Raw genomic sequence first — 26928 nt, 5'->3', positions numbered from 1 at the left:
ACTCCCCGAGGCGCTCCACCCGAGCGCTGCCGGGGCGGCGGGTCCCGGCCGGCGCGCGGAACCGCGCGTCAGGCACGAGGGAGGTCCAGATGACGAGCGTTTCCGAGGCACGCGGCACGACGAGCGGTCAGGGGGGCCCAGGCGCCGTCGACGCGCAGCACGACACGGCCCACGTCCCCGCCTGGGAGGGCTTCACCGACGGCCCGTGGCGCGACACGGTCGACGTGCGCGACTTCATCCAGCGCAACTACCGCCCGTACACGGGCGACGCGTCGTTCCTCACCGGCCCCACGGAGCGCACGACGGGCATCTGGGACACGCTGTCCGCCATGTTCCCGGAGGAGCGGGAGATGGGGATCTACGACGTCGACACCCACACGCCCGCGGGGATCACGGCGCACGCCCCCGGCTACATCGACAAGGCGCACGAGGTGATCGTCGGCCTCCAGACCGACGCCCCGCTCAAGCGCGCGATCATGCCGAACGGCGGCTGGCGCATGGTCGAGGGCGCGCTCCAGACCTACGGCTACGAGGTCGACGAGACCCTGAAGAAGGTCTTCACCGAGTACCGCAAGACGCACAACCAGGGCGTGTTCGACGTCTACCCGCCGAACGTGCGCGCGGCCCGCAGCTCGCACATCATCACGGGCCTGCCCGACGCCTACGGCCGCGGCCGGATCATCGGCGACTACCGCCGCGTCGCGCTCTACGGCGTCGACGCCCTGGTGGCCGCGAAGAAGCTCGACAAGCTCGGCCTCGACACGCAGCCGTTCAGCGAGAAGGTCGTCCGTGAGCGCGAGGAGCACGCCGAGCAGATCCGCGCGCTCGGCGAGCTCAAGGAGATGGCGGCCGAGTACGGCTACGACATCTCCGGCCCGGCGACGTCGGCGCGCGAGGCCGTGCAGTGGCTCTACTTCGCCTACCTCGCCGCGGTGAAGGAGCAGAACGGCGCCGCGATGTCGCTCGGGCGCACCTCGACGTTCCTCGACGTGTTCATCGACCGCGACCTCGAGGCGGGTCGCATCACGGAGTCCGAGGCGCAGGAGATCATCGACGACTTCGTCATCAAGCTGCGCATCGTGCGCTTCCTGCGCACGCCCGAGTACGACGCGCTGTTCTCCGGAGACCCGACGTGGGTCACCGAGACGATCGGCGGCATGGGCGAGGACGGGCGCCCGCTCGTCACGAAGAACTCGTTCCGGTTCCTCCAGACGCTGTACAACCTCGGCCCGGCCCCCGAGCCGAACATGACGGTCTTCTGGAGCCCCGAGCTGCCGCAGGGGTTCAAGGACTACTGCGCGCAGGTGTCGATCGACACCTCGGCCGTCCAGTACGAGTCGGACGAGCTCATCCGGGCCGCCTGGGGCGACGACGCGGCGATCGCGTGCTGCGTGTCCCCGATGCGGGTCGGCAAGCAGATGCAGTTCTTCGGCGCGCGCGTGAACCTCGCCAAGACGCTCCTCTACGCGATCAACGGCGGGCGCGACGAGATCTCCGGCAAGCAGGTCTCGCCCGTGGCGGCACCGGTCGAGGGCGACGTGCTCGACTTCGACGACGTCATGGCGAAGTTCGACGCGACGATGGACTGGCTCGCCGAGACCTACGTCGAGGCGCTCAACTGCATCCACTGGTCGCACGACAAGTACGCGTACGAGCGCATCGAGATGGCGCTGCACGACAAGGACGTGCTGCGGACCATGGCGTGCGGCATCGCGGGCCTGTCCGTCGCGGCGGACTCGCTGTCGGCGATCAAGCACGCGAAGGTCTCCGTCGTCCGCGACGAGCGCGGCCTCGTCGTCGACTACGTGACCGAGGGCGAGTACCCCACGTACGGCAACGACGACGACCGGGCCGACGCGATCGCCGTCGACCTCGTCGAGCGGTTCATGGCGAAGGTCCGCACGCACCCGACCTACCGCGACGCGGTGCCGACGCAGTCGGTCCTGACGATCACCTCGAACGTCGTGTACGGCAAGGCGACGGGCAACACGCCTGACGGCCGCCGCGCCGGCGAGCCGTTCGCCCCGGGCGCCAACCCGATGAACGGGCGCGACACGCACGGCATGCTCGCCTCGGCGCTGTCGGTGGCCAAGCTGCCGTACGACGAGGCGCAGGACGGCATCTCGCTGACCAACACCGTCGTGCCGAGCGGCCTCGGGCGCACCAAGGAGGAGCAGGTCACCAACCTCGCCGGCCTTCTGGACGCCTACATCGGGTCCGAGGGATACCACATGAACGTCAACGTGCTGAACCGCGAGACGCTCCTGGACGCCATGGACCACCCGGAGAACTACCCGCAGCTGACGATCCGCGTGTCCGGGTACGCGGTGAACTTCGTCCGCCTCACGCGCGAGCAGCAGCTGGACGTGCTCTCGCGCACCTTCCACGGCGCGCTCTGACGAGCGCTGAGGAGCCGACCATGACCGTCACCCTCCCCGGCCCTACCGCCCGCCGACCTGGCGCGGCGCGCGGGTGCGGCGTCGCCGGGGGCACCCTGCCCGACGACGCCACGCGCCTCGACGTCCCGGGTGCGCCGACGACGACGGGCGAGCCCGCGGCGTCGGGCACCCCGGTGGGCCACGCCCGCCGTGCGGGCGCGGGCCTGGACGGGCTGACGGTCGCGGACGTGGACCGGGCCGACAAGCTCGCGGCGATGCGCGCGGGCGAGCTCGGCTCGGTCCACTCCTGGGAGCTCGTCACCGCCGTGGACGGGCCGGGGACCCGGCTCACGGTGTTCCTCAACGGGTGCCCCCTGCGGTGCCTCTATTGCCACAACCCCGACACGTTCGCGATGAAGGACGGTCGGCCCGTCACGGCGGACGAGCTCCTGGGGCGCGTCAAGCGCTACCTGCCCGTGTTCCGGGCCACGCACGGGGGGCTCACGCTCTCCGGCGGCGAAGTGCTCATGCAGCCCGCGTTCGCCGCCCGCGTGCTGCGCGGCGCCAAGGCGATGGACGTGCACACCGCGCTCGACACGTCGGGCTTCCTCGGCGCGAACGCGACCGACGCGATGCTCGACGACACGGACCTCGTGCTGCTCGACGTGAAGTCGGGCGACCCCGACACCTACACGAAGGTCACGAGCCGCGACCTCGAGCCGACCCTGCGGTTCGGGCGCCGGATCGCCGAGCGCGGCCTCACGGGGCACGCGCCCGAGGTGTGGGTGCGCTTCGTCCTCGTCCCGGGCCTCACCGACGACGTGGAGAACGTCGAGAAGGTCGCCTCGTACGCCGCGTCGCTGAACGAGATCCGCCCCGGCACCGTGACGCGCGTCGAGGTGCTGCCCTTCCACCAGATGGGCCGCGACAAGTGGGACGCCCTCGGGCGCACCTACGAGCTCGACGACACGCCCGCGCCGTCCGCGGAGCTCACCGAGCGCGTGCGCGACCAGTTCCGCGCCCACGGCCTGAAGACGTACTGACCCGACGACGTGCCGACAGGCCCCCGCTCCCCGAGACGTGAGAAGCGGACCGGGACCGACGTGGTCCTGGGACCACTTCTCATGTCTCGGCAGCGCGGCGCCTCGGTGCGGCGCGGGCCGTAGAGTGCGGGGGTGCCAGCCGTGACCGTCGACGCCCACGACCCTCGATGGACCGCGATCGGGGAGCGGTGGACCGGGCTCGTCGCCGACGCGCTGGGCCGTCTCGATCCCCCCGAGGGCACTGGCCCGCTCGTGGTGGAGCACATCGGGTCGACCGCCGTCCCCGGGCTCGCCGCGAAGCCGATCATCGACCTCCAGGTGCGCCTCGCGGCCCTGCCCACCGAGGAGGCGCTGGAGGCAGAGCTCGCGCCGCTCGGGTTCTCGATCGAGCGGGGCGCGCGCCCGGACTCCCCGGGCGTGTACCGCGACAACCCCCGCCCGGGTGCCGACCCGGACCCGGCGCTGTACCGCAAGCGGCTGCTCACCCGCACCGACGTCGAGGGCGAGCCGCCCGTGATCCTGCACGTCCGGCGCCTCGACTCGCCCTTCGCCGCGTACGTCGTCGCGTTCCGCGACTGGCTGCGCGCCGTCCCCGCCGAGGCGGCCGCCTACGAGGCGACGAAGCGGAGCCTCGCCGCGCGCCACTCGGACGCCGACGACTACGACGACTACACGCGCGACAAGACGGCGTTCCTCGACGCGGCCCAGGCGCGGATGGAGCACTGGCTCGCCGAGCGCGATCGCTCGGAGCGTGGTCCTCGATGACCGCTGACTCATTCCTCGGCGGGTTCGTCGCCTCCCTGCACCACGGCGTGCTCGTCCTCGAGGACCCTGCCAGCGAGGCGAGCGCCGCTCCCGGTCAGCGTGTTCGTCGACGACGTCGAGCACCCCGCACGTGTCGTCGTCCTGCTGGGCTGACGGACCACGGGCTGATACCGTAGTGATACCAGACCGGAAGGGCGTTTCCATGGCCATGACGTTGCGGCTCGACGACGACGCACAGGCGGCGCTGGAGCGTATCGCCCACCGCGAGGGCATCTCGGCGAACACCGCGGTAGCACGAGCGGTCGTCGAGTACGACGCGAAGCGGCGGGAGATGCGCGACCGGATGCTGGCCGACATCGTGGCGGAGGACCGGGAGCTGCTCGACCGGCTCGCGCAGTAGCCGTGGTCGTCTACCTCGACGAGGACGACCTCGTCGCCGCGGCGACGGCGTTTCTCGGGCACCCGCCGGCCGTGCGGGACTACGGCCTGCTGTCGTCGGCCCTGGCTCGTCCGGCGGCGTCCATGTTCGGGGTCGAGGCGTATCCCGCCTTCGACGAGAAGGCGGCGTCCCTGCTTCTCTCCCTCACGAAGAACCACGCCCTGATCGACGGCAACAAGCGGCTCGGATGGGTCGCCACGAGGCTGTTCTACGCGGTGAACGGTGCGCGGCTCGCCATGCCGCAGGAGGTGGCGTACGCGCTCGTGGTCGGCATCGCGGCTGGTGAGATCGACGAGGTCGCCGAGGTCGCGCGCGAGCTCGCGGGTCACGTCGTGCGCCCGGAGTCGTGACCACCTCCACCGTCGCACGGCCGGACATCGCCGCGGCGCGGGCGGTCGTCGAGGAGGCGGACGAGCTGGCCTCTCTGCTCGCGGCACTGGCGGCGGCCCCGGCGGCGGCGCGCGACCGGGTGCGCGCGGCGTTCGGCGACAGTCGCGAGGAGAAGGTCCTCGCGCGGCTCGACACGGTGGACGTCGCGGCGCTGCGCGACGTCACGCGCGAGCGGCTCCGGCTCGGGGCCCTCGCGGACGCCGGCGTCCGGACGGTGGGCGAGGTCGCACGCCTCGGACGCGCCGGCCTGGAGAGAGTCCCTGACGTCGGCCCGCAGACCGCGACGCACCTGCTCGCCGCCGCCGAGCAGGTCGCGCGCGCGGTGCGCGAGAGCCTGCGCTTCCGGATCGACCTCACGCCGCGCGACCCGGTCGCGACAGCGCTCGTCCAGGCGCTGCACACGCTCGACCAGGCGGACGCGGCGGTGGCCCGGTACGGCGACCAGGTGCGCTCCGCGCTCGCGGAGCACGAGCGCGTGCACGACGACGCGCGGGTCGTCGCGAGCGGGCCGCGCCGCCTCCTCGCGTGGGGCGAGCGGCGCCGTCGGGCGTTCGCGGCGGTGGCGACGCTCGCCGGGGTCGCGGAGCGGGCCCGGGCGACGGGTCTGGTCGAGGACGCGCGCCGGGTCACGGGCCTGCTCGCCGAGCCGGTGGGCCCCTACGACGCCTGGGCGGGCTTCCGGCGACGGTCGGCGGCGTACTACGCGCTGCTCGACGGCGTCGCCCCCACCGGCCGCGACGTCGCCGCCGCCGAGGGTCACCTGCCCGCCGAGCTCGTCGACCGCGTGCAGACGCAGGCGCTCGACGAGACCCTGCTGCGGGTCTCGCTGCGCGGCTACCAGGCGTTCGGCGCGCGCTTCGCGCTCGCGCAGCGACGCGTGGTGCTCGGCGACGAGATGGGGCTCGGCAAGACCGTCCAGGCGATCGCCGTCGTCGCGCACCTCCTCGCGCGCGGCGCGACGCACGCTCTCGTCGTGTGCCCGGCGAGCGTGCTGGAGAACTGGGTGCGCGAGCTGCGCGCGCACGCGGACCTCCCGGTCCACGCCGTGCACGGCGAGGATCGCGACGAGGCCGCCGAGGCGTGGTGCGCGACCGGCGGCGTCGCGGTCGTGACGTTCGCGGTACTGCGTCGCGCCGGGACCGGGGCCTTCGCGACGGCCGGGTCCGCCGGTCCCGCCGTGCTCGTCGTGGACGAGGCGCACTACGTGAAGAACCCGCTCGCGAAGCGCTCGGTCGCCGTCGCAACCCTCGCCGGGACGACCGAGCACGTGCTGCTCCTCACCGGGACCCCCATGGAGAACCGGGTCGAGGAGTTCCGCACCCTGCTGGGCTACCTCCAGCCAGACCTCGCTGCCCGTCTCGACGCGGCCCACGGTGCGGCGGGGCCCGACGCGTTCCGGCACGCCGTCGCGCCCGCCTACCTGCGGCGCAACGCCGAGGACGTGCTCGAGGAGCTGCCCGAGCTGGTGCAGGTCGACGAGTGGGAGCGCCTCGGTGCGGTCGACGGCGCGGCGTACCGCGAGGCGGTCGAGGCCGGGTCGTTCATGGCGATGCGGCGGGCGGCGTTCGCGGTCGAGCATCCCGAGGACTCGGCGAAGCTGCGCCGGCTCGTGGAGCTCGCGCGCGAGGCGGCCGAGAACGGGCGCAAGGTGGTCGTGTTCTCGTACTTCCGGGACGTCGTCGACGTCGTCGCCCGCGCGCTGGGGGATCTCGCGCTCGCCCCGCTGACCGGCTCGGTGCCTGCGCGCACGCGCCAGACGATCGTCGACGACTTCACCGCGGCCGAGACGCCGCGAGTGCTCGTGAGCCAGATCGACGTCGGGGGAGTGGGCCTCAACCTCCAGGCTGCCTCGGTGGTGATCCTGTGCGAGCCGCAGACCAAGCCCACGACCGAGGCGCAGGCCGTCGCGCGCGCCCACCGCATGGGGCAGGTCGAGACGGTCCAGGTGCACCGCCTGCTCACGGTCGACAGCGTCGACGAGCACCTCGTGCGCCTGCTCGGGACCAAGGCCCGGCTGTTCGACGCGTACGCGCGCCGCAGCGCGCTCGCGGAGGAGGTCGCGGGCGCGGTCGACGTGTCCGAGGCGTCGCTGGCGCGCGCCGTGGTCGACGCCGAGCGGGCACGGCTCTTCGTCGACCCGGCCGTCACATCCGTCAAGGACGCCGTCGTCGAGGACTGAGCGACCGTCCGCGCGCGCCCCCCGGAGGGCGCGGCGGCGAAACCCTTCGGACGAATGTCCTTGTCCGTGCGTCGCGCGTCCGTGAGGATCGCACGGTGACCGACGACTCCCGGACGCCCGCCCTCACCGACGTCGACCTGTGGCCGCTCGCCGGGCTGCGCGTGCGGTGCGGCGACCTCACCCTGCGCGCCATCGACGACGACCTCCTGCTGGACCTCGCCCGGCTCGCGGCTGACGGTGTGCACGCCCCGGACGCGATGCCGTTCACGACGCCCTGGACCCGCGGGACGCCGCTGGAGGTCGCGCGCAGCGTCCTCGCGTACCAGTGGAGCGCGCGTGCCTCGGTCTCGCCGGAGCGCTTCGCGATCGAGCTCGCGGTCGTCCGCGCGCGCCCGGACGCGGACGGTGGCGACGAGGTGCTGGGCGTCCAGGCGCTCATGGCGACGGACTTCGCGGTGACCCGCGTCGTCGAGACGGGCTCGTGGCTCGGCCGGCGTCATCAGGGCCGAGGCGTCGGCCGCCGCATGCGCCAGGCCGTGCTCCACCTCGCGTTCGCGGGCCTCGGCGCAGAGTCGGCCGTGACGACCGCGTTCGCCGACAACGCCGCCTCGAACGGCGTCACGCGGGCGCTCGGCTACGCCCCGGACGGCGTCGACGTGGTCGCGCGCGAAGGGAAGGCAGCCGTGTCCCAGCGGTACCGCCTCGCGCGGGAGGCGTGGGAGGCGCGGACCGACCGCCCTGCGGTCTCGATCGAGGGCCTCGGGCCGGTGCGCGTCCTGCTCGGCCTGGACGCGCCGCGGGACGCGTGACGGCCTAGCGTCTGTCGTATGACCGACGACTCCGGCACCTCCGCGATCCCCACCCCGCCCCTGACCCCGCTGCCCGAGGACTGGTCCACGGCGCTCGTCGTCGTCGCCCATCCGGACGACATGGAGTTCGGCGCCGCGGCGGCGGTCGCGCGGTGGACGGGCCAGGGCAAGCGGGTCGTCTACTGCATGGTGACGAGCGGCGAGGCCGGCATCGACGGCATGGACCCCGACGAGGCGCGCCGCGTGCGCGAGGCGGAGCAGATCGCGTCCGGGCGGGTCGTCGGCGTCGAGGAGGTCGAGTTCCTCGGGCTGCCGGACGGCGTGCTCGAGTACGGGCTGCCGCTGCGGCGGGCGGTCGCGGGAGCGGTCCGGCGCCACCGGCCCGACGTCGTGATCACCGGGAACTACCGCGAGACGTTCCCGGGCGGGATGCTCAACCAGGCGGACCACGTCGCGACCGGACGGGCCGTCGTCGACGCCGTGCGCGACGCGGGGAACCGGTGGGTGTTCCGCGAGCAGGTCGAGACGGACGGGATCGAGCCCTGGGGTGGGGTGCGCCAGGTCTGGGTCGCGGCGTCGCCCGACGCCGCGCACGGCGTCGACGTGAGCGCGACCTTCGACGCGGGCGTCGCGTCGCTGCGCGCGCACGCCGCCTACCTCGACGGCCTCGGCTGGGCGGACTTCGACCCGGCCGCGTTCCTCGCGTCCATGAGCGCGCCCACGTGCGAGCGCATGGGCGTCGCGCACGCCGTCGCGTTCGAGGTGCTGCGCATGGGCTGGGAGGACTGACTCAGGCCGGGTCGGGCTGGTCCTCGACCTCGACGACCTTTAGCTCGGGCGTGAACCCGAACAGCGCGCCGTCGCGCGACCCGACCCACCACTTCCCGCACATCGCGGTCGCGGACTGCTCGGTGCCCTCGTCCCACCACGACGCCTGGAGAGTCGCCGTCGTGCGGTAGTCCGCGGCGGTCAGCTCGCCACGCTCGGGCCGAGGCTCCAGCGGGTGCTGCGCCGAGACGGGGGTGCAGCTCTCGGGCAGCGCGCCGAGGTCGGCCGTCATCGTGAGGATCCGCTCGTCACCGGTCGTGCGGACCACCTCCCGTACGTCGGTGGCGGAGTCGGGGACCCAGTCGGGGAGCACGGCATCGGCCTAGCCGGCCTTCCCGGTCGCGAACTCGTACGTCTTCGTGTGGCCCGCGCGGTTCTCGGCGACCGCCTCGCCGATGCTCCCGCACGCGGACAGCAGGAGGGCGGCGCCCGCGGCGAGCGTGAGGGCGCCCAGCATGCGGCGCTCGGTCGTGCCGCGGGGGGTCGTGGTCAGGGGGAGGTCGGTCGTAGGCTGCGCAGAGGCGGAGTTCGTCATGCCCACGACGCTACGGAGCACGCGAGTTCGACGGATCGGGCCGCGAACGGAACCTCCGCACGGTCGTCGTACGACCGCGGACGGGCGGCGACGAGAAGGGGTCCGCCCCCGGTAGGGCAGCCGACCATGCCCAGGTCGACCGCCGAGCATGCGGTCGTGGCCCGTCCCGAGCGCGGGACGGGCCACGACCGCATGCTGGGCAGCCGGGGTGCTGCCGAGTGGCTCAGACGCGCGACGCCGCGGGGACGTTCGCGACGCCGTCGGGCAGGAGCCGGCGGCCCAGGACCTTCTCGCTGTACCCCGTGCGGTCGAGGTACGGCGTGATGCCGCCGAGGTGGAAGCCCCACCCGGCGCCGAGGATCATGCACAGGTCGATCTGCGACGGGCTCGCGACGACGCCCTCGTCGAGCATGCGCCCGATCTCCTGCGTGAGCGCCGTGAGGACGGAGTCGAGGACGCCCGCCTCGTCCAGAGCCCCCGCGCCACCAGCCTCGCCCGTCCCGAACACGGCCTGGATCGCGGGGTCGACCGGCTTCGGGAGCCCCTTGGGTGCGTCGAGCACGACGGGGATCTGCTCGTCGACGATGCGCTGCAGGCCCGGGGACTCGGGGAACCGGTCGCCCAGGTCCTCGCGCAGCGACGTGAGGACGTGCAGGCCGACGGCGGGACCCACGAGGTCGAACAGCGCGAACGGCGGCATCGGCAGGCCGAGCGGTGCGACGGCGCGGTCCGCGACCTCGACCGACGTGCCGTTCTCGACCGCCTCGACGATCTTGCCCATGAGCAGGATGAGCAGACGGTTGACGACGAAGCCGGGGCGGTCCGCGACGAGCACGGCCGTCTTGCGGAGCTTCTTCGTCATGGCGAACGCCGTGGCGAGCGCGGCGTCGTCCGTCTTCGCCGCCTGGATGATCTCGACGAGCGGCATCTGCGCGACGGGGTTGAAGAAGTGCATCCCGACGACGCGCTCGGGGTGCTGGAGGTCGGCCGCCATCTCGGTGATCGACAGCGCGGAGGTGTTGGTCAGCAGCACGGCCTCGGGCGAGAGGACGCTCTCGAGCTCGGCGAAGACCTTCTTCTTGAGCCCGAGGATCTCCGTGACGGCCTCGATGACGACGTCGCAGCCCGCGAAGTCGCCGAGCTCGGTCGTGCCGTGCACGGAGCCGACGATGCGCGCGCCCGTGTCCGCGGACATGCGGCCCGAGCCGACGAGCTTCTCGACCGTCGCGCGGACGTAGCCGAGACCCTTGTCGACCCGCTCCTGGTCGAGGTCGCGCATGACGACCGGCACCTGGAGGCGCTGGGCGAACAGCAGCGCGATCTGCGCGGCCATGAGACCGGCGCCGACGATCCCCACCCGGGTGACGGGGCGGGCGAGCTTCGGGTCGGGCGCGCCCTGGGGACGCTTGCCCTTCGAGACGAGCTGGAACGCGTACACGCTCGCGCGCATCTCGTCGCTCATGATGAGGTCCGCGAGGGCCTCGTCCTCGGCGGCGAACGCCTCCTCGCGCGACGCGGTGCGCGCGGCCGCGACCAGGTCGAGCGCGCGGTACGGCGCGGGGCGCGAGCCCGCGACCACGGCGTCGAGGCGCTGACGCGTCCCGGCGACGACGGCGTCCCACACGGGCTGCGGGTCGAGCTCGCGGCGCTCGACGACGATCTCGCCGCGCAGCACGGCCTCGGCCCAGCGCAGCGAGGACTCGAGGAAGTCGGGCGCCTCGAAGAGCGCGTCGACGAGCCCGATCTCGTACGCCTCCTTCGCCTTGAACGGCTTGTTCGCGGCCGGTCGGGCGAGGATGACATCCATCGCCTTCTCGACGCCCAGCAGGCGCGGCACGAGGTAGGCGCCGCCCCACCCGGGGACGAGCCCGAGGCCGACCTCGGGCAGCGCGAGCGCGCCGGCGTCGGACGCGACGGTGCGGTACGTGCAGTTGAGCGCGACCTCGAGGCCGCCGCCGAGCGCGACGCCGTTGACGAACGCGAACGTCGGCACGCCCATGTCCTGGAGCAGGGTGTAGGCGGCGTGCCCGGCCCGCCCGAGGGCGAGCGCGTCGTCGCGCACCTGGACGGCCGCGGCCTGCGTGAGGTCCGCGCCCGCGGCGAGGAAGTACGGCTTGCCCGTGATCGCGACGGCGACGATCTCGCCGTCCGCGGCCCGGCGGCGCAGCACCTCGAGAGCCGCGTGCAGCTCGGCGAGGCCCTCGGGGCCGAGCGTCGTCGGCTTGGTGTGGTCGAGACCGTTGTCGAGCGTGAGCAGGGCGAGCGTGCCCGTCCCTCCGGGGAGGGCGACGTCGCGCACGCGCGAGTGTGTCACGCGCTCGCCGCGCGCGGCGTCCTTCACGCTGTCCGGAGAGGAGGCCGGGGTCTGGGTGTCGGTGGGTGCGCTCATCGTCAGTTCTCCGCGGTCTCGAAGGTGTGGCCGGAGTAGTCGGCGTGGTGCGGGTTCTCCCAGATGACGGTGCCGCCCATGCCGAGGCCGACGCACATGGTCGTCAGGCCGTAGCGCACCTCGGGGTGCTGCTCGAACTGGCGCGCGAGCTGCGTCATGAGGCGCACGCCCGAGGACGCGAGCGGGTGGCCCATGGCGATGGCGCCGCCGTAGAGGTTCACGCGCTCGTCGTCGTCCGCGATGCCGAAGTGGTCGAGGAACGCGAGCACCTGGACCGCGAACGCCTCGTTGATCTCGAACAGGCCGATGTCGTCGATCGTCAGGCCCGCGGACGCGAGCGCGCGCTCGGTCGCCGGGACCGGGCCGATGCCCATGACCTCGGGGTCGACGCCCGCGTACGCGTACGCGACGAGGCGCATGCGCGCCGGCAGCCCGAGCTCGTCGGCGACGTCGCCCGCGGCGAGCAGGCACGCCGTCGCGCCGTCGGTCAGCGGCGAGGCGTTGCCTGCCGTGACCTTCCCGCCGGGGCGGAACGGCGTCTTGAGGTCGCGGATCGAGTCGACCGTCGTGCCCGGGCGGGGGAGCTCGTCGGCCGTGGCCAGGCCCCACCCGAGCTCGGTCGACCGGGTCGCGACCGGCACGAGGTCGGGCGAGATGTCGCCGTTCGCGAGGGCCTTGGCGTACTTGGCCTGGCTCGCGACGGCGTACGCGTCGGCGCGCTCCTTGGTGAGGTGCGGGTACCGGTCGTGCAGGTTCTCGGCCGTCGCGCCCATGACGAGCGCGGAGGAGTCGACGAGGCGCTCGGCGACGAACCGCGGGTTCGGGTCCGATCCCTCGCCCATGGGGTGGTGGCCCATGTGCTCGACGCCGCCCGCGACGACGACGTCCTGCGCGCCCACGGCGACGTTCGCCGCCGTCGTCGTGACGGCGGTCATCGCACCCGCGCACATGCGGTCGATCGCGAAGCCGGGCACCGACTTCGGCAGCCCCGCGAGGACGGCGACGCTGCGGCCGAGCGTGAGGCCCTGGTCGCCGGTCTGCGTCGTCGCGGCGAGCGCGAGCTCGTCGATGCGCTCGGCGGGGAGCTCGGGGCGGCGGCGCAGGAGCTCGCGGATCGTCTTCACGGCGAGGTCGTCCGCGCGCGTCTCGGCGTAGATCCCGTCGGGGCGCGCCTTGCCGAACGGGCTGCGCACGCCCTCGACGAAGACGACGTCGCGCACGGGGCGCCGGCGCGAGCGCTGGCTGGCCGCCTGGGTGGGTGCCGAGGTGAGGGAGGGGGCCTCGTTGGCCACGGTCATGGCATCTCCATCCGATGCAGATGGTCGGGACGGCGGTGTCCGGGAGCGGCACCGCTCGGAGTCGTACGTGCGATACACGCTACCGCGAGTATCGGTAAAGCACGAGACCGATGCTACGACATGAAGAGACCCGGTATCGCATCGCGCGATACCGGGTCTCTGCTGGCCGTCAGGCCGGGACGAGCGAGGAGGTCAGCGGCTCCCGCGGAGCTTGCGCACGACCTTCTTCGCGGTCGGCAGGCCCTTGTTCCATGCCGAGTACCACATCGAGAACGGCACGTCGACGCTGTGCACGAGCTCGTCGTCGTGCTGCGCGAAGCTGCGCTTGAACTCGCTGATCCCGTCGTTGAGCAGCCCGTTCATGTCGTACCGGACGAGCCCGGCCTCCTGCGCGAGCGTGATCGCGTGCCACTTCACCGGGGCGTTGGCGCGCAGCTTGCGTCCCGCGTCGTTGATGCCGCCGTAGAGCTCGAACGACGTCGTCGCCGACGACACGCACCACACGAACGACACGGGGGCGCCCTCGGAGAACGCGGCGACGAGCACCGAGTGCTCGCCGAGCTCGCGGTGGATCGCGAGGTAGTACTCGTCGTCGTGCAGCGCGAAGCCCGCGCGCTCGGCGGTCTCGTGGTAGACGTCGAGCACCTGGCGCACCTCGGCCTCGTCCGTCACGCGGCGCACCTCGAGCCCGGTGCGCGCTGCCTTGCGGATGTCGTACCGCGTCGACTTGCCCATGGCCTTGGTCAGCTCGTCCTCGGACTTCGTGAGGTCGAGGATCAGCGTGACCGGGTAGAGGATCGGGTTCGCCGCCGGGCGTGCGTCGGGCAGCGCGAGGTGCGTCCCGACCGGCCAGTCGGGCTCGATCGTGACGCCCACGCCCCCGACCGTCGACTTGCACCACGCGACGACCGCCCGGGTCAACGCGTCGCGCGTCGCGTCGTCGCCCACGCCCGGCCCGGCGCCCCAGCCGTCGGCTCCCGACGGCGCGATCACGGGCCCGCGCGGCACGTGGCACAGGGCCTTGAACTGCGCCGGCAGCGACCGCACCAGCACCTGTGCCAGACCGTGGACGCGGCCGTCGGCGTCCACCGCCTCCACGCGGTGCGGGGTCCACGCGCCCGTGGCCTTGACCTCGCCCCAGCCCCAGAGCTGGAGGGGGTGGCCGCCGAGCTCGTTCACCCGGGCGTCCCAGGAGGCGCGGTCGGAGACTGTCCGGATCGTCAGGTTCGCGTCGTGCACGCGGACGACCCTACCCGCTCGCTACGCCCCGGCGATGCCCCCGAACGCGTCCGCGAGGGGCTCGGCGACCAGCCCCACCTGCCAGTCGCGCGCCCCGCGCCCGCGCAGGAACGCGGCGATCCCGGCCACGTCGGCCGGCTCCGGCGGCGTCCAGCACAGGCGCCGCAGCGCGTCGGGCTGGAGCACGTTCTCCACCGGGACCGCGTACTGATCCGACAGCCCCTGGACGACGGCGCGCGCCGCCTCGAGACGCGCCGCGGCCCCGGGGTCGCGGTCCGCCCAGGCGCGCGGCGGCGGCGGGGCGTCGGTGCGCGGCCCGCGCGTGGTCGGGAGGGCGCTCGCCGGCAGCGCGAGCGCCGAGTCGACGGCGCGCTGCCAGTACGCGGCCCGGCGGCGCGTGCCCTTGCCCGCGAACGGAGGGAGCTCGACGAGCTGCCCGGCCGTGCGGGGCAGCGCCTCCGCCGCGGCGACGATCGCGCGGTCGGGCAGCACCCGGCCCGGCGCGATGTCCCGCGCGCGGGCGGTCGCGTCGCGGGCCTCCCACAGGCTCCGCACCACCGCGAGCCGACGCGGGTCGCGCAGCGTGTGCGTGCCGGACGTGCGCCGCCACGGCTCGGGACGCGGGGCCGGTGGTCCGGCGGTGCGCACCGCCTCGAACTCCTGTGCCGCCCAGTCCGCCTTGCCCGCCTCCTCGAGTCGCTCGCCGAGGGCGCGGCGCAGCGGGACGAGCACCTCGACGTCGAGGGCCGCGTACCGCAGCCAGTCCTCGGGGAGCGGGCGCGTCGACCAGTCGACCGCCGAGTGCTCCTTCGCGAGGCCCAGTCCGAGCACGTCGGCGACGACGGCCGCAAGGCCTACGCGTTCCATGCCGAGGAGCCGGGCGGCGAGCTCGGTGTCGAACACGCTCGCGGGCACCACGCCGTGCTCGGCGAGGCCCGGCAGGTCCTGGGACGCCGCGTGCAGCACCCACTCCGCGTCGCCGACCGCCTCGCGCAGGGGCGACAGGTCCGGCACGGCCACCGGGTCGACGAGCGCCGTCCCTGCGCCCTCGCGGCGCACCTGGACGAGGTAGGTGCGCTGCCCGTACCGGTAGCCCGACGCGCGCTCCGCGTCGGCGGCGACCGGGCCGCTCGCCGCGGCGAACGCGTCGACGACGCGCGCGAACGCCGCGGGGGTGTCGACGACGCGGCCGACCCCGTCGGAGGGCTCCGTGAGGGGCGTGACGGAGGGGTGCTGCAGGCCCGCCGCGGTGGACGGGTCGAGCGGTGGGGGTGCGGGTGCTGCGGTCGAGCTCATGGCCCCACGGTATTGCGTCGCGCGGGGGGTCGGGCACCGAGCGGCGTCACGCCGTCGGGCAGGGGCGGAAGACCTGCGGCCGTGCACAGGAGCTGCGCCCACGCCGCGAGGTGGTCGCCGAGGTCCGCCGCAGCGGCGCTCCCCGCCGGCACGGGGGTCCACGACGCGCGCATCTCCAGCTCGACGTCGTTGTGCTTGCCGGCGAGCGCGCCGAAGCTCTGCGACAAGACGCGCGTCACCGTGCCGCCCTCCGCGCGGACGGCCGCACCGGTGTCGTGGAGCGCGTCCTCGAGCCACGTCCACGCGACCTCGGCGAGCATCTCTTCCGACGCCATCTCCGGCTCGAGCGTCGCGCGCACCATCGTCACCACCCGGAAGGTGCCCTGCCAGGCCTCCTGGCCGTCGGGGTCGTGGAGCACGATGAAACGCCCCGACGCGAGGTCGGGGTCCTCGGAGCGCGCGGCCTCGACCTCGCCCGTGAGCGCGACCGACCACGGCGCGATCCGGCGGGGGGCAGGGACCTCGCGCAGCGTCACCTCGGGTCGCAGCCGTCGCGCGCCGAGGGCGTCGAGGACGGCACGGAACGCCGGGGGAGCGTCGGTCCCGTGAGCGGTGATCACCCTCGGCACACTACGAGCCGACCGGACGAACCGGACGCGCGCCGCGCGGGTGTCACCGAATCGTGATCCCGACTTCGTCAAGAACGCTTCCGGTGACCGGATCGTGGCCGCTCGGGAGCGGTGCGGCGCACGAGGACTAGGCTGGCCGGGTATCCATCACCGGTGCACCCGGCCGCGCTCCCGCCCGGCCCGGTCCGGTTCCGCGCCCTCCCGCGCGGCCGTCGTGCGCCGGGACCGACCCTCGAGGAGCAGGGAAGCAGATGTCAGCACGCGCACAGATCGGTGTGACCGGACTCGCCGTCATGGGTCGCAACCTGGCCCGGAACTTCGCCCGGCACGGCTACACGGTCGCGGTGCACAACCGCTCGTACGCCAAGACCGAGTCCCTGATCGCCGAGGCCGGCAGCGAGGGCGACTTCGTCCCGTCCGAGTCGATGGCCGACTTCGTCGCCTCGCTCGAGCGCCCGCGCAAGGTCGTCATCATGGTCAAGGCCGGCGCGGCGACCGACGCCGTCATCGACGAGCTCGTGCCGCTGCTGGAGGAGGGCGACATCGTCGTCGACGCCGGCAACGCGCACTTCCCCGACACGATCCGCCGGGAGAAGGCGCTCGCGGCCCAGGGCCTGCACTTCGTCGGCACCGGCGTCTCGGGCGGCGAGGAGGGCGCGCTCAACGGCCCGTCGATCATGCCCGGCGGCACGCGCGAGTCCTACCAGAGCCTCGGCCCGATCCTCGAGGACATCTCCGCCAAGGTCGACGGCACGCCGTGCTGCACCTACGTCGGCCCCGACGGCGCCGGCCACTTCGTCAAGATGGTGCACAACGGCATCGAGTACGCCGACATGCAGCTCATCGCCGAGGCGTACGACCTGCTCAAGCAGGGGCTCGGCGCGTCCGCGCAGGAGATCGGCGAGATCTTCGCGCAGTGGAACACGGGCGACCTCGAGTCGTTCCTCATCGAGATCACCGCGGACGTGCTCCAGCACGTGGACGCCGAGACCGGCAAGGCGTTCGTCGACGTCGTGCTCGACCAGGCGGAGCAGAAGGGCACCGGCCGCTGGACGGTGCAGAACGGCCTCGACCTCGGCGTGCCGATCACGGGAATCGCCGAGGCGACGTTCGCCCGCGCGCTGTCCGGCTCGGTCCCGCAGCGCGAGGCGGGCCGTGCGGCGCTGCCCGCGGACGCCGCGGCGTGGGACGTGCAGGACCGTGACGCGTTCGTCGAGGACGTGCGCCTCGCGCTCTACGCATCCAAGGTCGTCGCGTACTCGCAGGGCTTCGACCAGATCGCGGCGGCATCCGCGGAGTACGGCTGGGACATCGACCGCGGCGCGATGGCCCGCATCTGGCGCGGCGGCTGCATCATCCGGGCGCGCTTCCTCAATCGCATCACGGAGGCCTACGAGCGTGACGCGCAGCTCCCCCTGCTCCTCGCGGACGAGTACTTCACCGGCGCGGTGGGCAACGGCCTCGCGGCCTGGCGCCGCGTCGTCGCGCAGGCCGCGCTGAACGGCGTCCCCACGCCGGCGTTCTCGTCGTCGCTCGCGTACTACGACGGCGTCCGGGCCGAGCGCCTGCCCGCCGCGCTCATCCAGGCGCAGCGCGACTTCTTCGGCGCGCACACCTACCGCCGCGTCGACAAGGCGGGCACTTTCCACACCGAGTGGTCGGGCGACCGGACCGAGTCCGACGCCTGACGGCTCACCACCGCACGTCCCCGACGGCGGTCGTCGCGCTCCGGCGCGGCGGCCGCCGTCGGCGCGTGCGGCCCACCCCCCGGCCCGGCCGTGCCCCGGGGGTGGGGCTTCCGGACGTCGGGTCCCACCGACGTGGCAGGCTAGGCCCGGCGGCCCCCCACGGGCCCCACCCCCGACACCGACGACACGGAGAACGATGAGCCGCCACCCCCAGGACGCGACCGCGACGAGGATGCTCGCCGACCGGACGGGTACCGACCCGGCCGACTGGTTCCTCGTGTTCAAGGCCCGGTACGGGATGGAGGTCGTGTTCCGCGCGCTCGCCGAGGCACGCGGGGCGGGTGACGTCGTCACCCAGGTGTTCACCTGCTCGACGGCGGTCGACCCCGTCCTCGTCGCCGGGCTGCGGCCGGTCTACGCCGAGGTCTCCCCGGCGACCGTCGCGATCGACCCCGACCGTCTCGCCGTCGGGCCCGCCACGCGCGCCGTCGTGCTCCAGAACACGTTCGGCATCGTCGACGACGCGACCGGGCTCCGGCTGCGCGCCGCGGCGCGCTCGGTCGGCGCGCTGCTCGTCGAGGACAGCGCGCACTGCGTGACGCGCCTCGCGCGCGACACCGACGGCTCTCCCGTCGCGGACGTGTCGTCCCACTCGTTCGGCGTCGAGAAGATGCTCCCCACGCGGTTCGGCGGCGCCGTGTGGGTGAATCCCGCGCTCGACCCGGCGCTGCGCGCCGCGATCGTCTCCGCGCTCGACGCGCTGCCGGTCGTGGGGGCCCGGCTCGACCTCGCCGCGCGCAGCTTCCGGACGCAGGTCCGCGTGCTCAACCGCCTCCCCGGCGGGGCGGCGGGCAAGGTCCGCGGCGCGCTGACCGCCGTCGGCGCGTACGAGCCGGCGATCGCTCCCGTCGAGAACCGGGGCGGTCTCGCGCACCCGGCGCAGCGGCCGTCGGCGTGGGTCACCGGTCGGATGGTCGACGCCCTGCGGTCGAGCGGCGACGTCGAGGCGCGCCGCGCGGACACGGTCGCGGAGTACGTGCGCGGGCTGTCCGACGTCGTCGAGGTGCCCGCGGGCATCGGCGAGCGCGCGCCGCTGGTGCGGTTCCCGTTCTTCGCGCCCGACGCGGCGACGGCCGACCGGCTCGTGCGCGAGCTCACGGCCGCCGGGTTCTACGTCGGCAAGTGGTACCGCCCCGCGCTGTTCCCCGGCCCGGACGACCCGGCGGTGTACGGGTACACGCCGGGAGACCCGGCGCTCGCGACGACCGAGGACCTCGTGGCGCGCGTCGTCAACCTCCCGACGACGGTGGGAGTAGCGACGGCGCGCCGCATCGTCGAGGCGGTGCGATCGGCGCTGAGCTCCTGACCCTCCGACCAGGCGATCCCTGACGGGCGAGCAGGCGGTCCGCGTCCGTCAGCGACGCAGGACGGACCGAGACCGCCTGGCCGGCGCAGGGGTGCCCGGGGTCATGCCGACGGGCGCGAGCGCGCGAACTTCACGTAGTCGAGCGTGTGGCGCAGGTCGACGCGCCACACGTCCAGCCGACGGCGCAGGCTCATGTCGGGCGCGTAGCGCAGCGTGTGCCAGACCCCGTGCTTGCGGGCCTTCTTCACGCGGTGGCGCAACGACACCGGCACGAGCGCCCGGACGACCGGGTAGGGCACGTTGACCCACAGCCGCGCCTCCGAGGTGACCTGCTCGGGCAGCTCGCGCCCGTGCACCAGGTCCTCGACGTAGCAGCGCGCGAGGTTGCCGCCCGCGGCCATCGTGTAGAAGCTCGCAGCGCCCTGACGCAGGTTGACCTCGAGGATCTTGCTCGTGCCCGTCCGGCGGTCGTACATGACGTCGAGGTTCGCCGCGCCCACGTAGCCGAGGCTGTCGAGCAGGTGCCGGACCGACTCGGTGAGCCTGTCGTCCTTCATCGTCACGACGGCGTTGTAGTTGCCGACGAGCTTCGGGTCGTACTCGCCGAGCACGATCTGCGCGGCGGACAGGAACCGCAGGCGGCCGTGGCGGTCGGAGTACGTGTTGACCACGCGCATGACCGACTCGTCGCCCGCGAGGTACTCCTGCACGATGAGGTCGTCCGTGTAGCCCGCCCCGAAGATGCGGCGCGCGACGTCGCGCAGCTCGGCCGCGTCGGCGACGAGGTAGACCTTCTTCTTGCCCTCGAACTGCAGGCGCGGGTACGTGTCCGTGTCCGCCGGCTTGAGGATGAGCGGGTACGGGAAGGGCAGGTCCTCGCCGAAGCCGGGGGCGTCGACGTCGGCCGCCGTCGCGATCACCGTCTCCGGGTGCGGAACCCCGAGCTCCGCGCACGTGCGTGCGAAGTCCGTCTTGTTCATGAGGCGCGCGGCCAGCTCCTCGCCGACGAGCGGGATGACGTACAGGTCCTCGAGCTCGGCGCGGTGGGCGATCACGACGTTCGTGTAGAACTCGATGTTCGCGATGAGCAGGCGCTTGCGCCCCGGGAACTCCTCGGCCAGCTCGCGCAGGACCGCGACGATGCGCTCGGGGTCGTCGAAGTCGCGGTAGGTGCGCACGTCGACGATGCGGGAGTCCGCCGTCTCCCGCAGGGGGAAGCGGCCCAGGGCCAGCGTGCGGACGCCGTACGCCTCGTGCAACGACCTCGCGATGTTGTAGGTGTTGAGGTTGGTCCCCAGGACGATGGGGAGGAACTCGGCGTTGCCGTACGTCATCGCGGAGGGTCGTCCGTTTCTCTGTGTGGTCGGCGGGCGTCCGCCATCCTACGGGCCGGGTACGGCCGCGCCCGGGCCGACGCCCTCGCCCCCGACGCCCTCGCCCGTGGCGTCCTGACCGGCGCGGACGACGACGCCGTGCCCGGCCAGCACGCGCACGAGCTCGTCGTGCCCTCGCGAGACGTCCCAGTGCACCCCGACCATGCCGGCGGCGCGCGCTCCCTCGACGTTGCGCGCCGTGTCGTCGACGAACAGCACCTCGCCCGGGTCCGCGCCGATGCGTCGTGCTGCCTCGACGAAGAAGCGCGGGTCGGGCTTGGCGAGCCCGAGCTCGCACGAGTACCAGCTCGTGTCGAACTCCGCGTCGTAGCCGAGCGTCTGCCGCATGAACGGCACGCGCCGGCTCTCCTGGTTGGTCCCGAGGTGCACGCCGTAGCCGCTCGCGCGCAGCGCCCGCACGAGGGCGAACGACTCGTCGACGACCTCGAGCGCGTCGAACCACACGGCGCGGTAGACGTCCTCGGCCGGCTCCGTCACGCCGTAGCGCTCGAGCCCCGCGGCGAGGACCGGGAGGTAGTCACCGTCTCCCACGAGCATGGGCAGCTCCTCGCTCCAGGTCTCGAGCAGGAACTCCCGGGTCCGGTCGCCGAGGTAGCGCTCGACCGTCGCGAACCACCCGTCGGGGATGTGCTGGAGCACGCCGTCGGCGTCGAACAGGACGTGGCGCACGGTCATGGCCGTCACCCTAGCGGCGGTGTGGGCGCGATCCGGGCGTGGGTGTGCATGTCGTGCCACCCGTCGGCGTGGAGCACGGCCGAGCGTCGCACCCCCTCCGCGTCGAACCCCGCGGAGGCCGCCGCGCGGCACGACGGCGCGTTGTCGACCGCGTGCTCGAGCCACAGGCGGTGGAAGCCGGTCTCGAAGGCCCACCGCGTCGCGGCACGCAGCGCGCGGGGCGCGACTCCCTGGCCCCGCGCCTCGGGAACCGTCCAGTAGGCGACCTCGGCGCTGCCGTCGTGCAGCGACACGTCGCGCAGCGCGACGCGCCCGCGGAGCGCGCCGTCGTGGTCGACGACGGCCCACGAGGCTCCCGCGGCCTGGCCCCAGTGCGCGGCCCAGCCGAGCGCGACGTCGCGTGCCTCGTCGTCGGTCGCGAGCGACCGGACGTGCCACCGCTGCACGGCGGGGTCGTCGTAGACGGTGCGCAGCGCGGGGGCGTCGTCGCCGGTCCACGGGCGCAACCGCAGCCCGTCGCCGGTGTCGAGCTCGGGCTGGGGCGCGTCGAAGGCGCGCGGGTCGACCGTCGGGCCGGCGAGCATGGGAGCCATGGGCCCAGCATCGCCGTGCGGGTACGACGGGGAGCATCGCGTCCGGGTCGCGGACCACGTCGCTCCGCCGGTGCGCCGAGCCCGTGCCGGGAGGGGACCTGTGGCCGTGGCGGCGGGCGGGGCCCGCCGCCGTAGGATCCACGGGTGACGTCGCGACCGGACCAGGACCACGCCCAGCCCCTCGTCGGAGTGCTCGGAGGTGTCGGCCCCCTCGCCACGGCGTACTTCCTCCAGCTCCTCGTCGAGCTCACGGAGGCCGAGCGCGACCAGGACCACGTGGACGCCGTCGTGCTCAACCACGCGACGATCCCCGACCGCACGGCGTTCATCCTCGGCCGCTCGGACGCCGATCCCGGCCCGGTGCTCGCGCGCGACGCGCAGCGGCTCGAGCGCTTCGGGGCGGACTTCCTCGTCATGCCGTGCAACACCGCGCACTACTTCACGCAGCAGGTGCTCGACGCGATCAGCGTGCCGTTCGTGTCCATCATCGACACGACGGTCGACGCGGCCCGGGCGCGGGTCGCCGACCTGGGCGCGGTGGGGCTGCTCGCGACGGCGGGCACCGCGGCGTCGGGCGTCTACCAGGATGCGTTCGCGCGCCACGGCATCGGCGCGCTCGTCCCGGACGACGCCGACCAGGCGCTCGTCTCGCAGATCATCTACGAGCAGGTCAAGGCGGGCCGGCCGGTCGACATCGAGACGTTCCGGGCCGTCGCGGGCCGGCTCGTCGACCGAGGTGCCCAGGTGATCGTGCTGGGCTGCACGGAGCTGTCGGTCGTCGCCGTCGACCACGACCTGCTCGCCGACCCGCTCTACCTCGACTCGACCGACCAGCTCGCCCGCGCGACCATCCGCCGGGCGGGGCACCGCGTCCGCGAGGTCTGACCGAGCGTCGGACCCCGTGGACCGGCCTCTACCTCGGCGGTAGTGCTCGGAGGCGGCTCAGCCGAGCTCGCTCGTGCCCGAGTACAGGTGCAGCACGGGGACGTGGAGCTCCTCGCGCGCGCGGGACGCCCAGTCGGTGTGGAACGTGTCCTCGACGGCGTGCGGGTAGGTCACGACGACGATCTCGCGCACGCCGTCCGCGGCGACGGCCTTGTGCAGCGCGGGCAGCGGGTCGTCGTCGATGACGGCGCCGTCGGCCTCGCGCCCCGCCGCGCGCAGCTCGGCGACGCTGGCCTTGAGCTGCTCGCCGGCCGTGGCCGTGGCCTGGACGGGTGAAGGCTCGCGGCCGAGGACCTCGTCCCACGCCTCCTTGAGCTCGCCCACGCTGAGGTGGTCGATGATCCCGGAGATCACGTTGCGCTCCGTGTCCGCCGGGACCAGGACCCGGTAGGTGAGCTCCTCGCCCTCGTGCAGCGACAGGATGTGCTGCACGTCGGCCGGGTTCAGCGTGTCTTCGGTCAGGACGAGGATCGTGTCGGTCACGCGGGTCAGCCTATCGGCAGGAGCCAGCGCGCGGCGGTCGTACCGGCGGGGGAGCCGGGGCGGTCCTCGGGGCTGTGGAGCAGGTGGGCGAGGCGCGCGCCCCGGGGCGGGAGCGCCGTCGTGCCCGACGGCGCCGCTCCGGCCACGATGCGGCCGGGGCCCTGCCCGACGACGCTCGGCGTCGTGGTGACGCACAGCTCGTCGACGAGGTCCGCCGCGAGCAGGTCGCCCAGCAGCGTCGGGCCACCCTCGGTGAGCACGCGAGCCAGCCCACGCTCGGCGAGCGCGGCGAGCCCCGCGGCGAGGTCGACGGCGGGGCCCGGCTCGTCCGCGGTGCCCCCCGCGTCCTGCCCGACGACGAGCACCCGGTCCGCGGGCACGTCGCCCCGGGCCGCGGCGGCCCCGGCGGGGCCGGTGAGCACGAGGGGCGGGCGGTCGTCACGGGCGAGCGCCTCGGGGACGCGGCCGGTCCGCGTGACGATCGCGAGCTCGAGCGTTGCGTCGTGCAGGTGGCGCAGCCCGCGCGGCCGGTCGAGCGCGGTGTAGCCCTCCGCGCGGGCCGTGCCCGCGCCGACCAGCACGACGTCGGCCAGTGCGCGCAGGACGCGGAACACGCGCCAGTCCGCGTCGTCGTTGATCGACCCGGAGCGGTGGTCCGGGCCCCAGGCCGCGCCGTCGACGCTCGCGACCATGTTGGCGCGCACGACGTGGAACCCGCGTGTCGGGGGGTCGTACGCGTAGAGCGCCGCGAGGCGCTCCTCGCGCGCGTCAGGAGGCAGGTGCTCCGCGACGGGGAGCAGCACGTCGAGCGGGGGCAGGTCGGTGCGGCCCGTGGGCTGCCCGCCCGGGCCGTCGCCCGGCTGTGCGGGGGGAGTCGTGGTGGAGGTCACAGCGGCCAGGCTAGCCGCAGGCGTAGGCTGGATCCTCGTGACTGCGCCCGTCGCCGGTGGCGCCTCGGCCCCGGCAGCCCTCCCCGGCACCGCCAGCGCGTCGGCCTCCGACGCGACTCCCGACGCCGGACGCGTGCGTGCCCTCGCCGACGTCCGCCCGTCCGTCCCGCCCACGCGCCTCCTGGCCGACCTGCTGCCGCCCCGGCACTTCGCCGACGCGCGCTTCTCGACCTACCGCGCCAACCCCGCGTACCCGAGCCAGGCGCGCACCGTCGCGCGGCTCGAGGAGGTCGCGGCCGCCGTCGTGAAGCCCGCGCGCAAGGGTCTGTTCGGCGCCCGGAAGCAGGCCGCGCCCGCGGTGTACATGGACGGCGGGTTCGGCGTCGGCAAGACGCACCTCCTCACGTCGCTCGCCCACGCCGTGGGCCTCGACGTGAGCGCCTACGGCACGTTCGTCGAGTACACGAACCTCGTCGGGGCGCTCGGGTTCCAGGCGACCGTCGACGCGCTCGCCACGAAGAAGCTCGTGTGCATCGACGAGTTCGAGCTCGACGACCCCGGCGACACCGTGCTCATGTCGCGCCTGCTGCGCGAGCTCGCCGACCGCGGCGTCGCGCTCGCCGCGACGTCGAACACGCTGCCCGAGGCGCTCGGCGAGGGTCGCTTCGCGGCCGAGGACTTCCTGCGCGAGATCCAGGCGCTCGCGGCCCGGTTCGAGGTGCTGCGCGTCGACGGCGAGGACTACCGCCACCGCGCGGTCGTGACCGACTCCGCGCCGCTGCCCGAGGACGCCGTGCGCGCCGCCGCCACGGGCCGCCCCGGCACGACGCTCGACGCGTTCGACGACCTCCTGGCGCACCTCTCGCACGTGCACCCCAGCCGCTACCGCGCGCTGCTCGACGGCGTCGAGGTCGTCGCGCTCACCGGCGTGCACACCGTGACCGAGCAGTCCGCCGCGCTGCGCCTCGTCGTCCTCGTCGACCGCCTCTACGACCGCGACGTGCCGGTGCTGCTCGCCGGGTCGGACGACTACGCGGGCGAGCGGAGCCTGTTCACCGAGGAGATGCTCCGCGGGGGGTACCGCAAGAAGTACTACCGCGCGCTCTCCCGCCTCGGCGCGCTCGCCGAGGACGGTCGCGCGGTCGCGCGCGCGTCCTCCTGACCTTCGCCGGACCGCGGTCGACGACCGCTCACGGCGCCGGGCGGTCGGCGCGGTAGACCGCGTGGCGCGGTGGGTCGACCGGGTTGTCGGGCTCGAGGTCGGCGTCCGCGACGCGCCGGAGCCCGGCCTTCTCGAGCACCCGCCGGGAGCCTGCGTTGCCCGCCGGCACCGGGACGACGACCGCCGTCGCCCCGGGGAGCTCCGCCCAGGTCCGGCGCACGGCCTCGGTGACGACCCGGGTGCCCAGCCCGTGCCCGGTGCGCGCCGGGTCGCCCAGCAGGTAGTCGAGCGTCACGGCGCCGTCGGGCACATCGACCCCCGCGGCGACCAGCTCGTCGCGGTACTGCGGGTAGTCGCGCAGGAACGAGCGCTGCAGCAGGCCGACCGGCGTCCCGTCGACGAGCACCACGAGGTCCTCGCCCGGTTCCTCGCCACGCACCGACGGTCCGAAGTCGCGCTCGACCGCCTCGGGCGTGGTCTCGTGGTGCCACCAGCGCGCGACGTGCGGCGCGGCGAGCCACGCGGCGAGCAGCGGCAGGTCGTCGCGTGCGAGGCGCCGGAACGCGATCTCCGGGCCCACGGGGGTCACGTCGCCGCGAGGCGCTTCTTCTCGACCTCGACGTCGAAGTCGGCCGGGGGCCAGCCGAGGTCGAGGCGGCGCAGCGCGTCGAGCAGGAGCTCGCTCACGGCGAGCCGCGCGAACCACTTCCGGTCGGCCGGGACGACGTGCCACGGCGCGATCTCGGTGCTGGTCCGGTCGAGGACGGCCTGGTAGGCCTCCTGGTAGGCGGGCCACTTCTGGCGCGAGTCGACGTCGTTGGGGTTGTACTTCCAGAACTTGTCCGGGCGTTCGAGCCGCTCCATGAGGCGGGCCCGCTGCTCCTCGTAGGACACGAGCAGGGCGACCTTGACGACGATCGTGCCCGAGGCGACGATCTCCTCCTCGAACCGGTTGATCTCGTCGTACCGCGCCTCCCAGACGTCCGGCGGCACGAGCGCGTCCACGCGAGCGACGAGCACGTCCTCGTAGTGGGACCGGTCGAAGACACCGATGTACCCCGGCTCGGGCAGGGCGCGACGGATGCGCCACAGGTAGTCGTGCTCGCGCTCCTCGGGCGTCGGGACGCCGAACGAGCGGTGCGCGACGCCCTGCGGGTCGACGAGGCCGACGACGTGCCGCACGATGCCACCTTTGCCCGCGGTGTCCATGCCCTGCAGCACGAGCAGCACCGACCGTGACCCGCCCGAGCGGCCCTCGGCGAACAGGCGCTCCTGGAGCTCGGAGAGCTCGTCCGCGTGCCGTGCGACGAGCGCCTGCCCGGCGGCCTTGCCGCCGGCGAACCCCGGCGTGGAGCCGCGGTCGAACGCGGCGAGGTCGAACCCGACGGGTGCGCGCAACGACTCGGTGGGGGCGACCTCCCAGTCGGGGTCGAGCGTGGTCGGACGCGTCCGCGCGTGCTGAGGTGCGTCGTGACCTGCGCCGTGCTTCTTCGCCTTCTTCGTCGTCGACATGGG

Annotated in this window: 26 protein-coding genes; 12 read left to right on the top strand and 14 right to left on the bottom strand. The window is 74.0% G+C overall.

Going from position 1 to position 26928, the window contains the following annotated elements; all coding sequences use genetic code 11:
• Window positions 1–89: 89 nt before the first annotated feature.
• From pflB to FIC82_RS12725, 8 genes are all read left to right on the top strand, one after another.
• A complete protein-coding gene (pflB, locus tag FIC82_RS12760) occupies window positions 90–2399 on the top strand; it encodes a formate C-acetyltransferase (protein WP_154798798.1) in 2310 nt (769 codons plus the stop codon).
• A 20-nt stretch (window positions 2400–2419) separates the two neighbouring features.
• Complete coding sequence (gene pflA / locus FIC82_RS12755) at window positions 2420–3421, top strand: pyruvate formate-lyase-activating protein (protein WP_154798797.1); 1002 nt, start codon at window positions 2420–2422, stop codon at window positions 3419–3421.
• A gap of 132 nt (window positions 3422–3553) precedes the next feature.
• Window positions 3554–4186, top strand: coding sequence for a GrpB family protein (locus FIC82_RS12750; RefSeq protein ID WP_216609906.1), 633 nt, complete (start codon window positions 3554–3556; stop codon window positions 4184–4186).
• 202 nt (window positions 4187–4388) lie between these two features.
• Window positions 4389–4586, top strand: coding sequence for a CopG family transcriptional regulator (locus FIC82_RS12745; protein WP_154798796.1), 198 nt, complete (start codon window positions 4389–4391; stop codon window positions 4584–4586).
• Window positions 4587–4588: 2 nt separating this feature from the next.
• Window positions 4589–4975 (top strand): type II toxin-antitoxin system death-on-curing family toxin, encoded by a 387-nt coding sequence (locus FIC82_RS12740; protein ID WP_168731821.1) that lies wholly within the window; start codon window positions 4589–4591, stop codon window positions 4973–4975.
• Window positions 4972–7194, top strand: a complete 2223-nt coding sequence (locus FIC82_RS12735; protein ID WP_154798795.1) for a DEAD/DEAH box helicase — start codon at window positions 4972–4974, stop codon at window positions 7192–7194. The genes FIC82_RS12740 and FIC82_RS12735 overlap by 4 nt, the downstream gene beginning before the upstream one ends.
• Window positions 7195–7289: 95 nt before the next feature.
• A complete protein-coding gene (locus FIC82_RS12730; RefSeq protein WP_216609905.1) occupies window positions 7290–8003 on the top strand; it encodes a GNAT family N-acetyltransferase in 714 nt (237 codons plus the stop codon).
• Window positions 8004–8021: 18 nt separating this feature from the next.
• Window positions 8022–8792 carry a PIG-L deacetylase family protein gene (locus FIC82_RS12725; RefSeq protein WP_154798794.1) on the top strand — a complete coding sequence of 257 codons (771 nt, stop codon included), beginning with the start codon at window positions 8022–8024 and terminating at the stop codon, window positions 8790–8792.
• A gap of 1 nt (window position 8793) precedes the next feature.
• On the opposite strand, the gene FIC82_RS12720 is transcribed toward FIC82_RS12725, so the two are convergent.
• From FIC82_RS12720 to FIC82_RS12690, 7 genes are all read right to left on the bottom strand, one after another.
• Entirely contained in the window at window positions 8794–9144 is a 351-nt protein-coding gene (locus FIC82_RS12720; protein ID WP_154798793.1) for a hypothetical protein, read from the bottom strand.
• A 9-nt stretch (window positions 9145–9153) separates the two neighbouring features.
• On the bottom strand, window positions 9154–9366 hold the full coding sequence (locus FIC82_RS12715) for a hypothetical protein (RefSeq protein ID WP_154798792.1): 213 nt from the start codon (window positions 9364–9366) through the stop codon (window positions 9154–9156).
• A 223-nt stretch (window positions 9367–9589) separates the two neighbouring features.
• The gene (locus FIC82_RS12710) at window positions 9590–11755 is read right to left on the bottom strand and encodes a 3-hydroxyacyl-CoA dehydrogenase NAD-binding domain-containing protein (protein WP_154798791.1); all 2166 of its coding nucleotides are present in this window, start codon (window positions 11753–11755) and stop codon (window positions 9590–9592) included.
• A 2-nt stretch (window positions 11756–11757) separates the two neighbouring features.
• Window positions 11758–13053, bottom strand: coding sequence for a thiolase family protein (locus FIC82_RS12705; protein WP_154798790.1), 1296 nt, complete (start codon window positions 13051–13053; stop codon window positions 11758–11760).
• Between the two features lie 192 nt (window positions 13054–13245).
• Window positions 13246–14292 (bottom strand): lipid II:glycine glycyltransferase FemX, encoded by a 1047-nt coding sequence (locus FIC82_RS12700; protein ID WP_253691115.1) that lies wholly within the window; start codon window positions 14290–14292, stop codon window positions 13246–13248.
• Window positions 14293–14313: 21 nt separating this feature from the next.
• Entirely contained in the window at window positions 14314–15588 is a 1275-nt protein-coding gene (locus tag FIC82_RS12695; protein WP_154798789.1) for an HRDC domain-containing protein, read from the bottom strand.
• The gene (locus FIC82_RS12690; RefSeq protein ID WP_253691114.1) at window positions 15585–16208 is read right to left on the bottom strand and encodes a DUF3000 domain-containing protein; all 624 of its coding nucleotides are present in this window, start codon (window positions 16206–16208) and stop codon (window positions 15585–15587) included. The genes FIC82_RS12695 and FIC82_RS12690 overlap by 4 nt, the downstream gene beginning before the upstream one ends.
• 260 nt (window positions 16209–16468) lie before the next feature.
• Between FIC82_RS12690 and gndA the strand changes: the two genes are divergently transcribed.
• Both gndA and FIC82_RS12680 read left to right on the top strand, forming a co-directional pair.
• A complete protein-coding gene (gene gndA / locus FIC82_RS12685) occupies window positions 16469–17905 on the top strand; it encodes an NADP-dependent phosphogluconate dehydrogenase (RefSeq protein WP_154798787.1) in 1437 nt (478 codons plus the stop codon).
• A 196-nt stretch (window positions 17906–18101) separates the two neighbouring features.
• Window positions 18102–19271: a DegT/DnrJ/EryC1/StrS family aminotransferase gene (locus tag FIC82_RS12680; RefSeq protein WP_154798786.1), complete on the top strand. Its 1170-nt coding sequence runs from the start codon at window positions 18102–18104 to the stop codon at window positions 19269–19271.
• A 101-nt stretch (window positions 19272–19372) separates the two neighbouring features.
• Here the strand turns inward: FIC82_RS12680 and FIC82_RS12675 are convergent, their stop codons facing one another.
• The 3 genes from FIC82_RS12675 to FIC82_RS12665 are packed head-to-tail and all read right to left on the bottom strand — an operon-like array spanning window position 19373 to window position 21933.
• Window positions 19373–20605 carry a carboxylate--amine ligase gene (locus FIC82_RS12675; protein WP_154798785.1) on the bottom strand — a complete coding sequence of 411 codons (1233 nt, stop codon included), beginning with the start codon at window positions 20603–20605 and terminating at the stop codon, window positions 19373–19375.
• Window positions 20606–20653: 48 nt separating this feature from the next.
• Window positions 20654–21340, bottom strand: coding sequence for an HAD family hydrolase (locus FIC82_RS12670; protein ID WP_154798784.1), 687 nt, complete (start codon window positions 21338–21340; stop codon window positions 20654–20656).
• A 5-nt stretch (window positions 21341–21345) separates the two neighbouring features.
• On the bottom strand, window positions 21346–21933 hold the full coding sequence (locus FIC82_RS12665) for a GNAT family N-acetyltransferase (RefSeq protein WP_154798783.1): 588 nt from the start codon (window positions 21931–21933) through the stop codon (window positions 21346–21348).
• A 144-nt stretch (window positions 21934–22077) separates the two neighbouring features.
• On the opposite strand from FIC82_RS12665, the gene cuyB reads away from it, so the two are divergent.
• Entirely contained in the window at window positions 22078–22818 is a 741-nt protein-coding gene (gene cuyB / locus FIC82_RS12660; protein ID WP_168731820.1) for a cysteate racemase, read from the top strand.
• A gap of 57 nt (window positions 22819–22875) precedes the next feature.
• On the opposite strand, the gene FIC82_RS12655 is transcribed toward cuyB, so the two are convergent.
• Together FIC82_RS12655 and FIC82_RS12650 are read right to left on the bottom strand one after the other, a co-directional pair.
• The gene (locus FIC82_RS12655) at window positions 22876–23361 is read right to left on the bottom strand and encodes a hypothetical protein (RefSeq protein WP_168731819.1); all 486 of its coding nucleotides are present in this window, start codon (window positions 23359–23361) and stop codon (window positions 22876–22878) included.
• 5 nt (window positions 23362–23366) lie between these two features.
• Window positions 23367–24251: a dihydrofolate reductase family protein gene (locus FIC82_RS12650; RefSeq protein WP_253691113.1), complete on the bottom strand. Its 885-nt coding sequence runs from the start codon at window positions 24249–24251 to the stop codon at window positions 23367–23369.
• 37 nt (window positions 24252–24288) lie between these two features.
• On the opposite strand from FIC82_RS12650, the gene zapE reads away from it, so the two are divergent.
• On the top strand, window positions 24289–25413 hold the full coding sequence (gene zapE, locus FIC82_RS12645) for a cell division protein ZapE (protein ID WP_418884321.1): 1125 nt from the start codon (window positions 24289–24291) through the stop codon (window positions 25411–25413).
• Between the two features lie 28 nt (window positions 25414–25441).
• Here the strand turns inward: zapE and FIC82_RS12640 are convergent, their stop codons facing one another.
• Window positions 25442–25993 (bottom strand): GNAT family N-acetyltransferase, encoded by a 552-nt coding sequence (locus FIC82_RS12640; protein WP_216609904.1) that lies wholly within the window; start codon window positions 25991–25993, stop codon window positions 25442–25444.
• A 5-nt stretch (window positions 25994–25998) separates the two neighbouring features.
• Window positions 25999–26925 carry a PPK2 family polyphosphate kinase gene (locus FIC82_RS12635; RefSeq protein ID WP_154798782.1) on the bottom strand — a complete coding sequence of 309 codons (927 nt, stop codon included), beginning with the start codon at window positions 26923–26925 and terminating at the stop codon, window positions 25999–26001.
• Window positions 26926–26928: the final 3 nt, after the last annotated feature.

Source organism: Cellulosimicrobium protaetiae, from assembly GCF_009708005.2.
In the GTDB taxonomy this organism is placed as follows: domain Bacteria; phylum Actinomycetota; class Actinomycetes; order Actinomycetales; family Cellulomonadaceae; genus Cellulosimicrobium; species Cellulosimicrobium protaetiae.
Note: the sequence above shows the minus strand (reverse complement) of the source record. Positions and strands in the feature narration are given on the sequence as shown.

What these genes read in the sequence shown, in the direction of transcription:
- pflB (WP_154798798.1), top strand. Translation starts at nt 90, where the DNA reads ATGACGAGCGTTTCCGAGGCACGCGGCACGACGAGCGGTCAGGGGGGC.
- pflA (WP_154798797.1), top strand. Translation starts at nt 2,420, where the DNA reads ATGACCGTCACCCTCCCCGGCCCTACCGCCCGCCGACCTGGCGCGGCG.
- FIC82_RS12745 (WP_154798796.1), top strand. Translation starts at nt 4,389, where the DNA reads ATGGCCATGACGTTGCGGCTCGACGACGACGCACAGGCGGCGCTGGAG.
- FIC82_RS12725 (WP_154798794.1), top strand. Translation starts at nt 8,022, where the DNA reads ATGACCGACGACTCCGGCACCTCCGCGATCCCCACCCCGCCCCTGACC.
- FIC82_RS12715 (WP_154798792.1), bottom strand. Translation starts at nt 9,366, where the DNA reads ATGACGAACTCCGCCTCTGCGCAGCCTACGACCGACCTCCCCCTGACC.
- FIC82_RS12710 (WP_154798791.1), bottom strand. Translation starts at nt 11,755, where the DNA reads ATGAGCGCACCCACCGACACCCAGACCCCGGCCTCCTCTCCGGACAGC.
- FIC82_RS12705 (WP_154798790.1), bottom strand. Translation starts at nt 13,053, where the DNA reads ATGACCGTGGCCAACGAGGCCCCCTCCCTCACCTCGGCACCCACCCAG.
- FIC82_RS12695 (WP_154798789.1), bottom strand. Translation starts at nt 15,588, where the DNA reads ATGAGCTCGACCGCAGCACCCGCACCCCCACCGCTCGACCCGTCCACC.
- gndA (WP_154798787.1), top strand. Translation starts at nt 16,469, where the DNA reads ATGTCAGCACGCGCACAGATCGGTGTGACCGGACTCGCCGTCATGGGT.
- FIC82_RS12680 (WP_154798786.1), top strand. Translation starts at nt 18,102, where the DNA reads ATGAGCCGCCACCCCCAGGACGCGACCGCGACGAGGATGCTCGCCGAC.
- FIC82_RS12675 (WP_154798785.1), bottom strand. Translation starts at nt 20,605, where the DNA reads ATGACGTACGGCAACGCCGAGTTCCTCCCCATCGTCCTGGGGACCAAC.
- FIC82_RS12670 (WP_154798784.1), bottom strand. Translation starts at nt 21,340, where the DNA reads ATGACCGTGCGCCACGTCCTGTTCGACGCCGACGGCGTGCTCCAGCAC.
- FIC82_RS12665 (WP_154798783.1), bottom strand. Translation starts at nt 21,933, where the DNA reads ATGGCTCCCATGCTCGCCGGCCCGACGGTCGACCCGCGCGCCTTCGAC.
- FIC82_RS12635 (WP_154798782.1), bottom strand. Translation starts at nt 26,925, where the DNA reads ATGTCGACGACGAAGAAGGCGAAGAAGCACGGCGCAGGTCACGACGCA.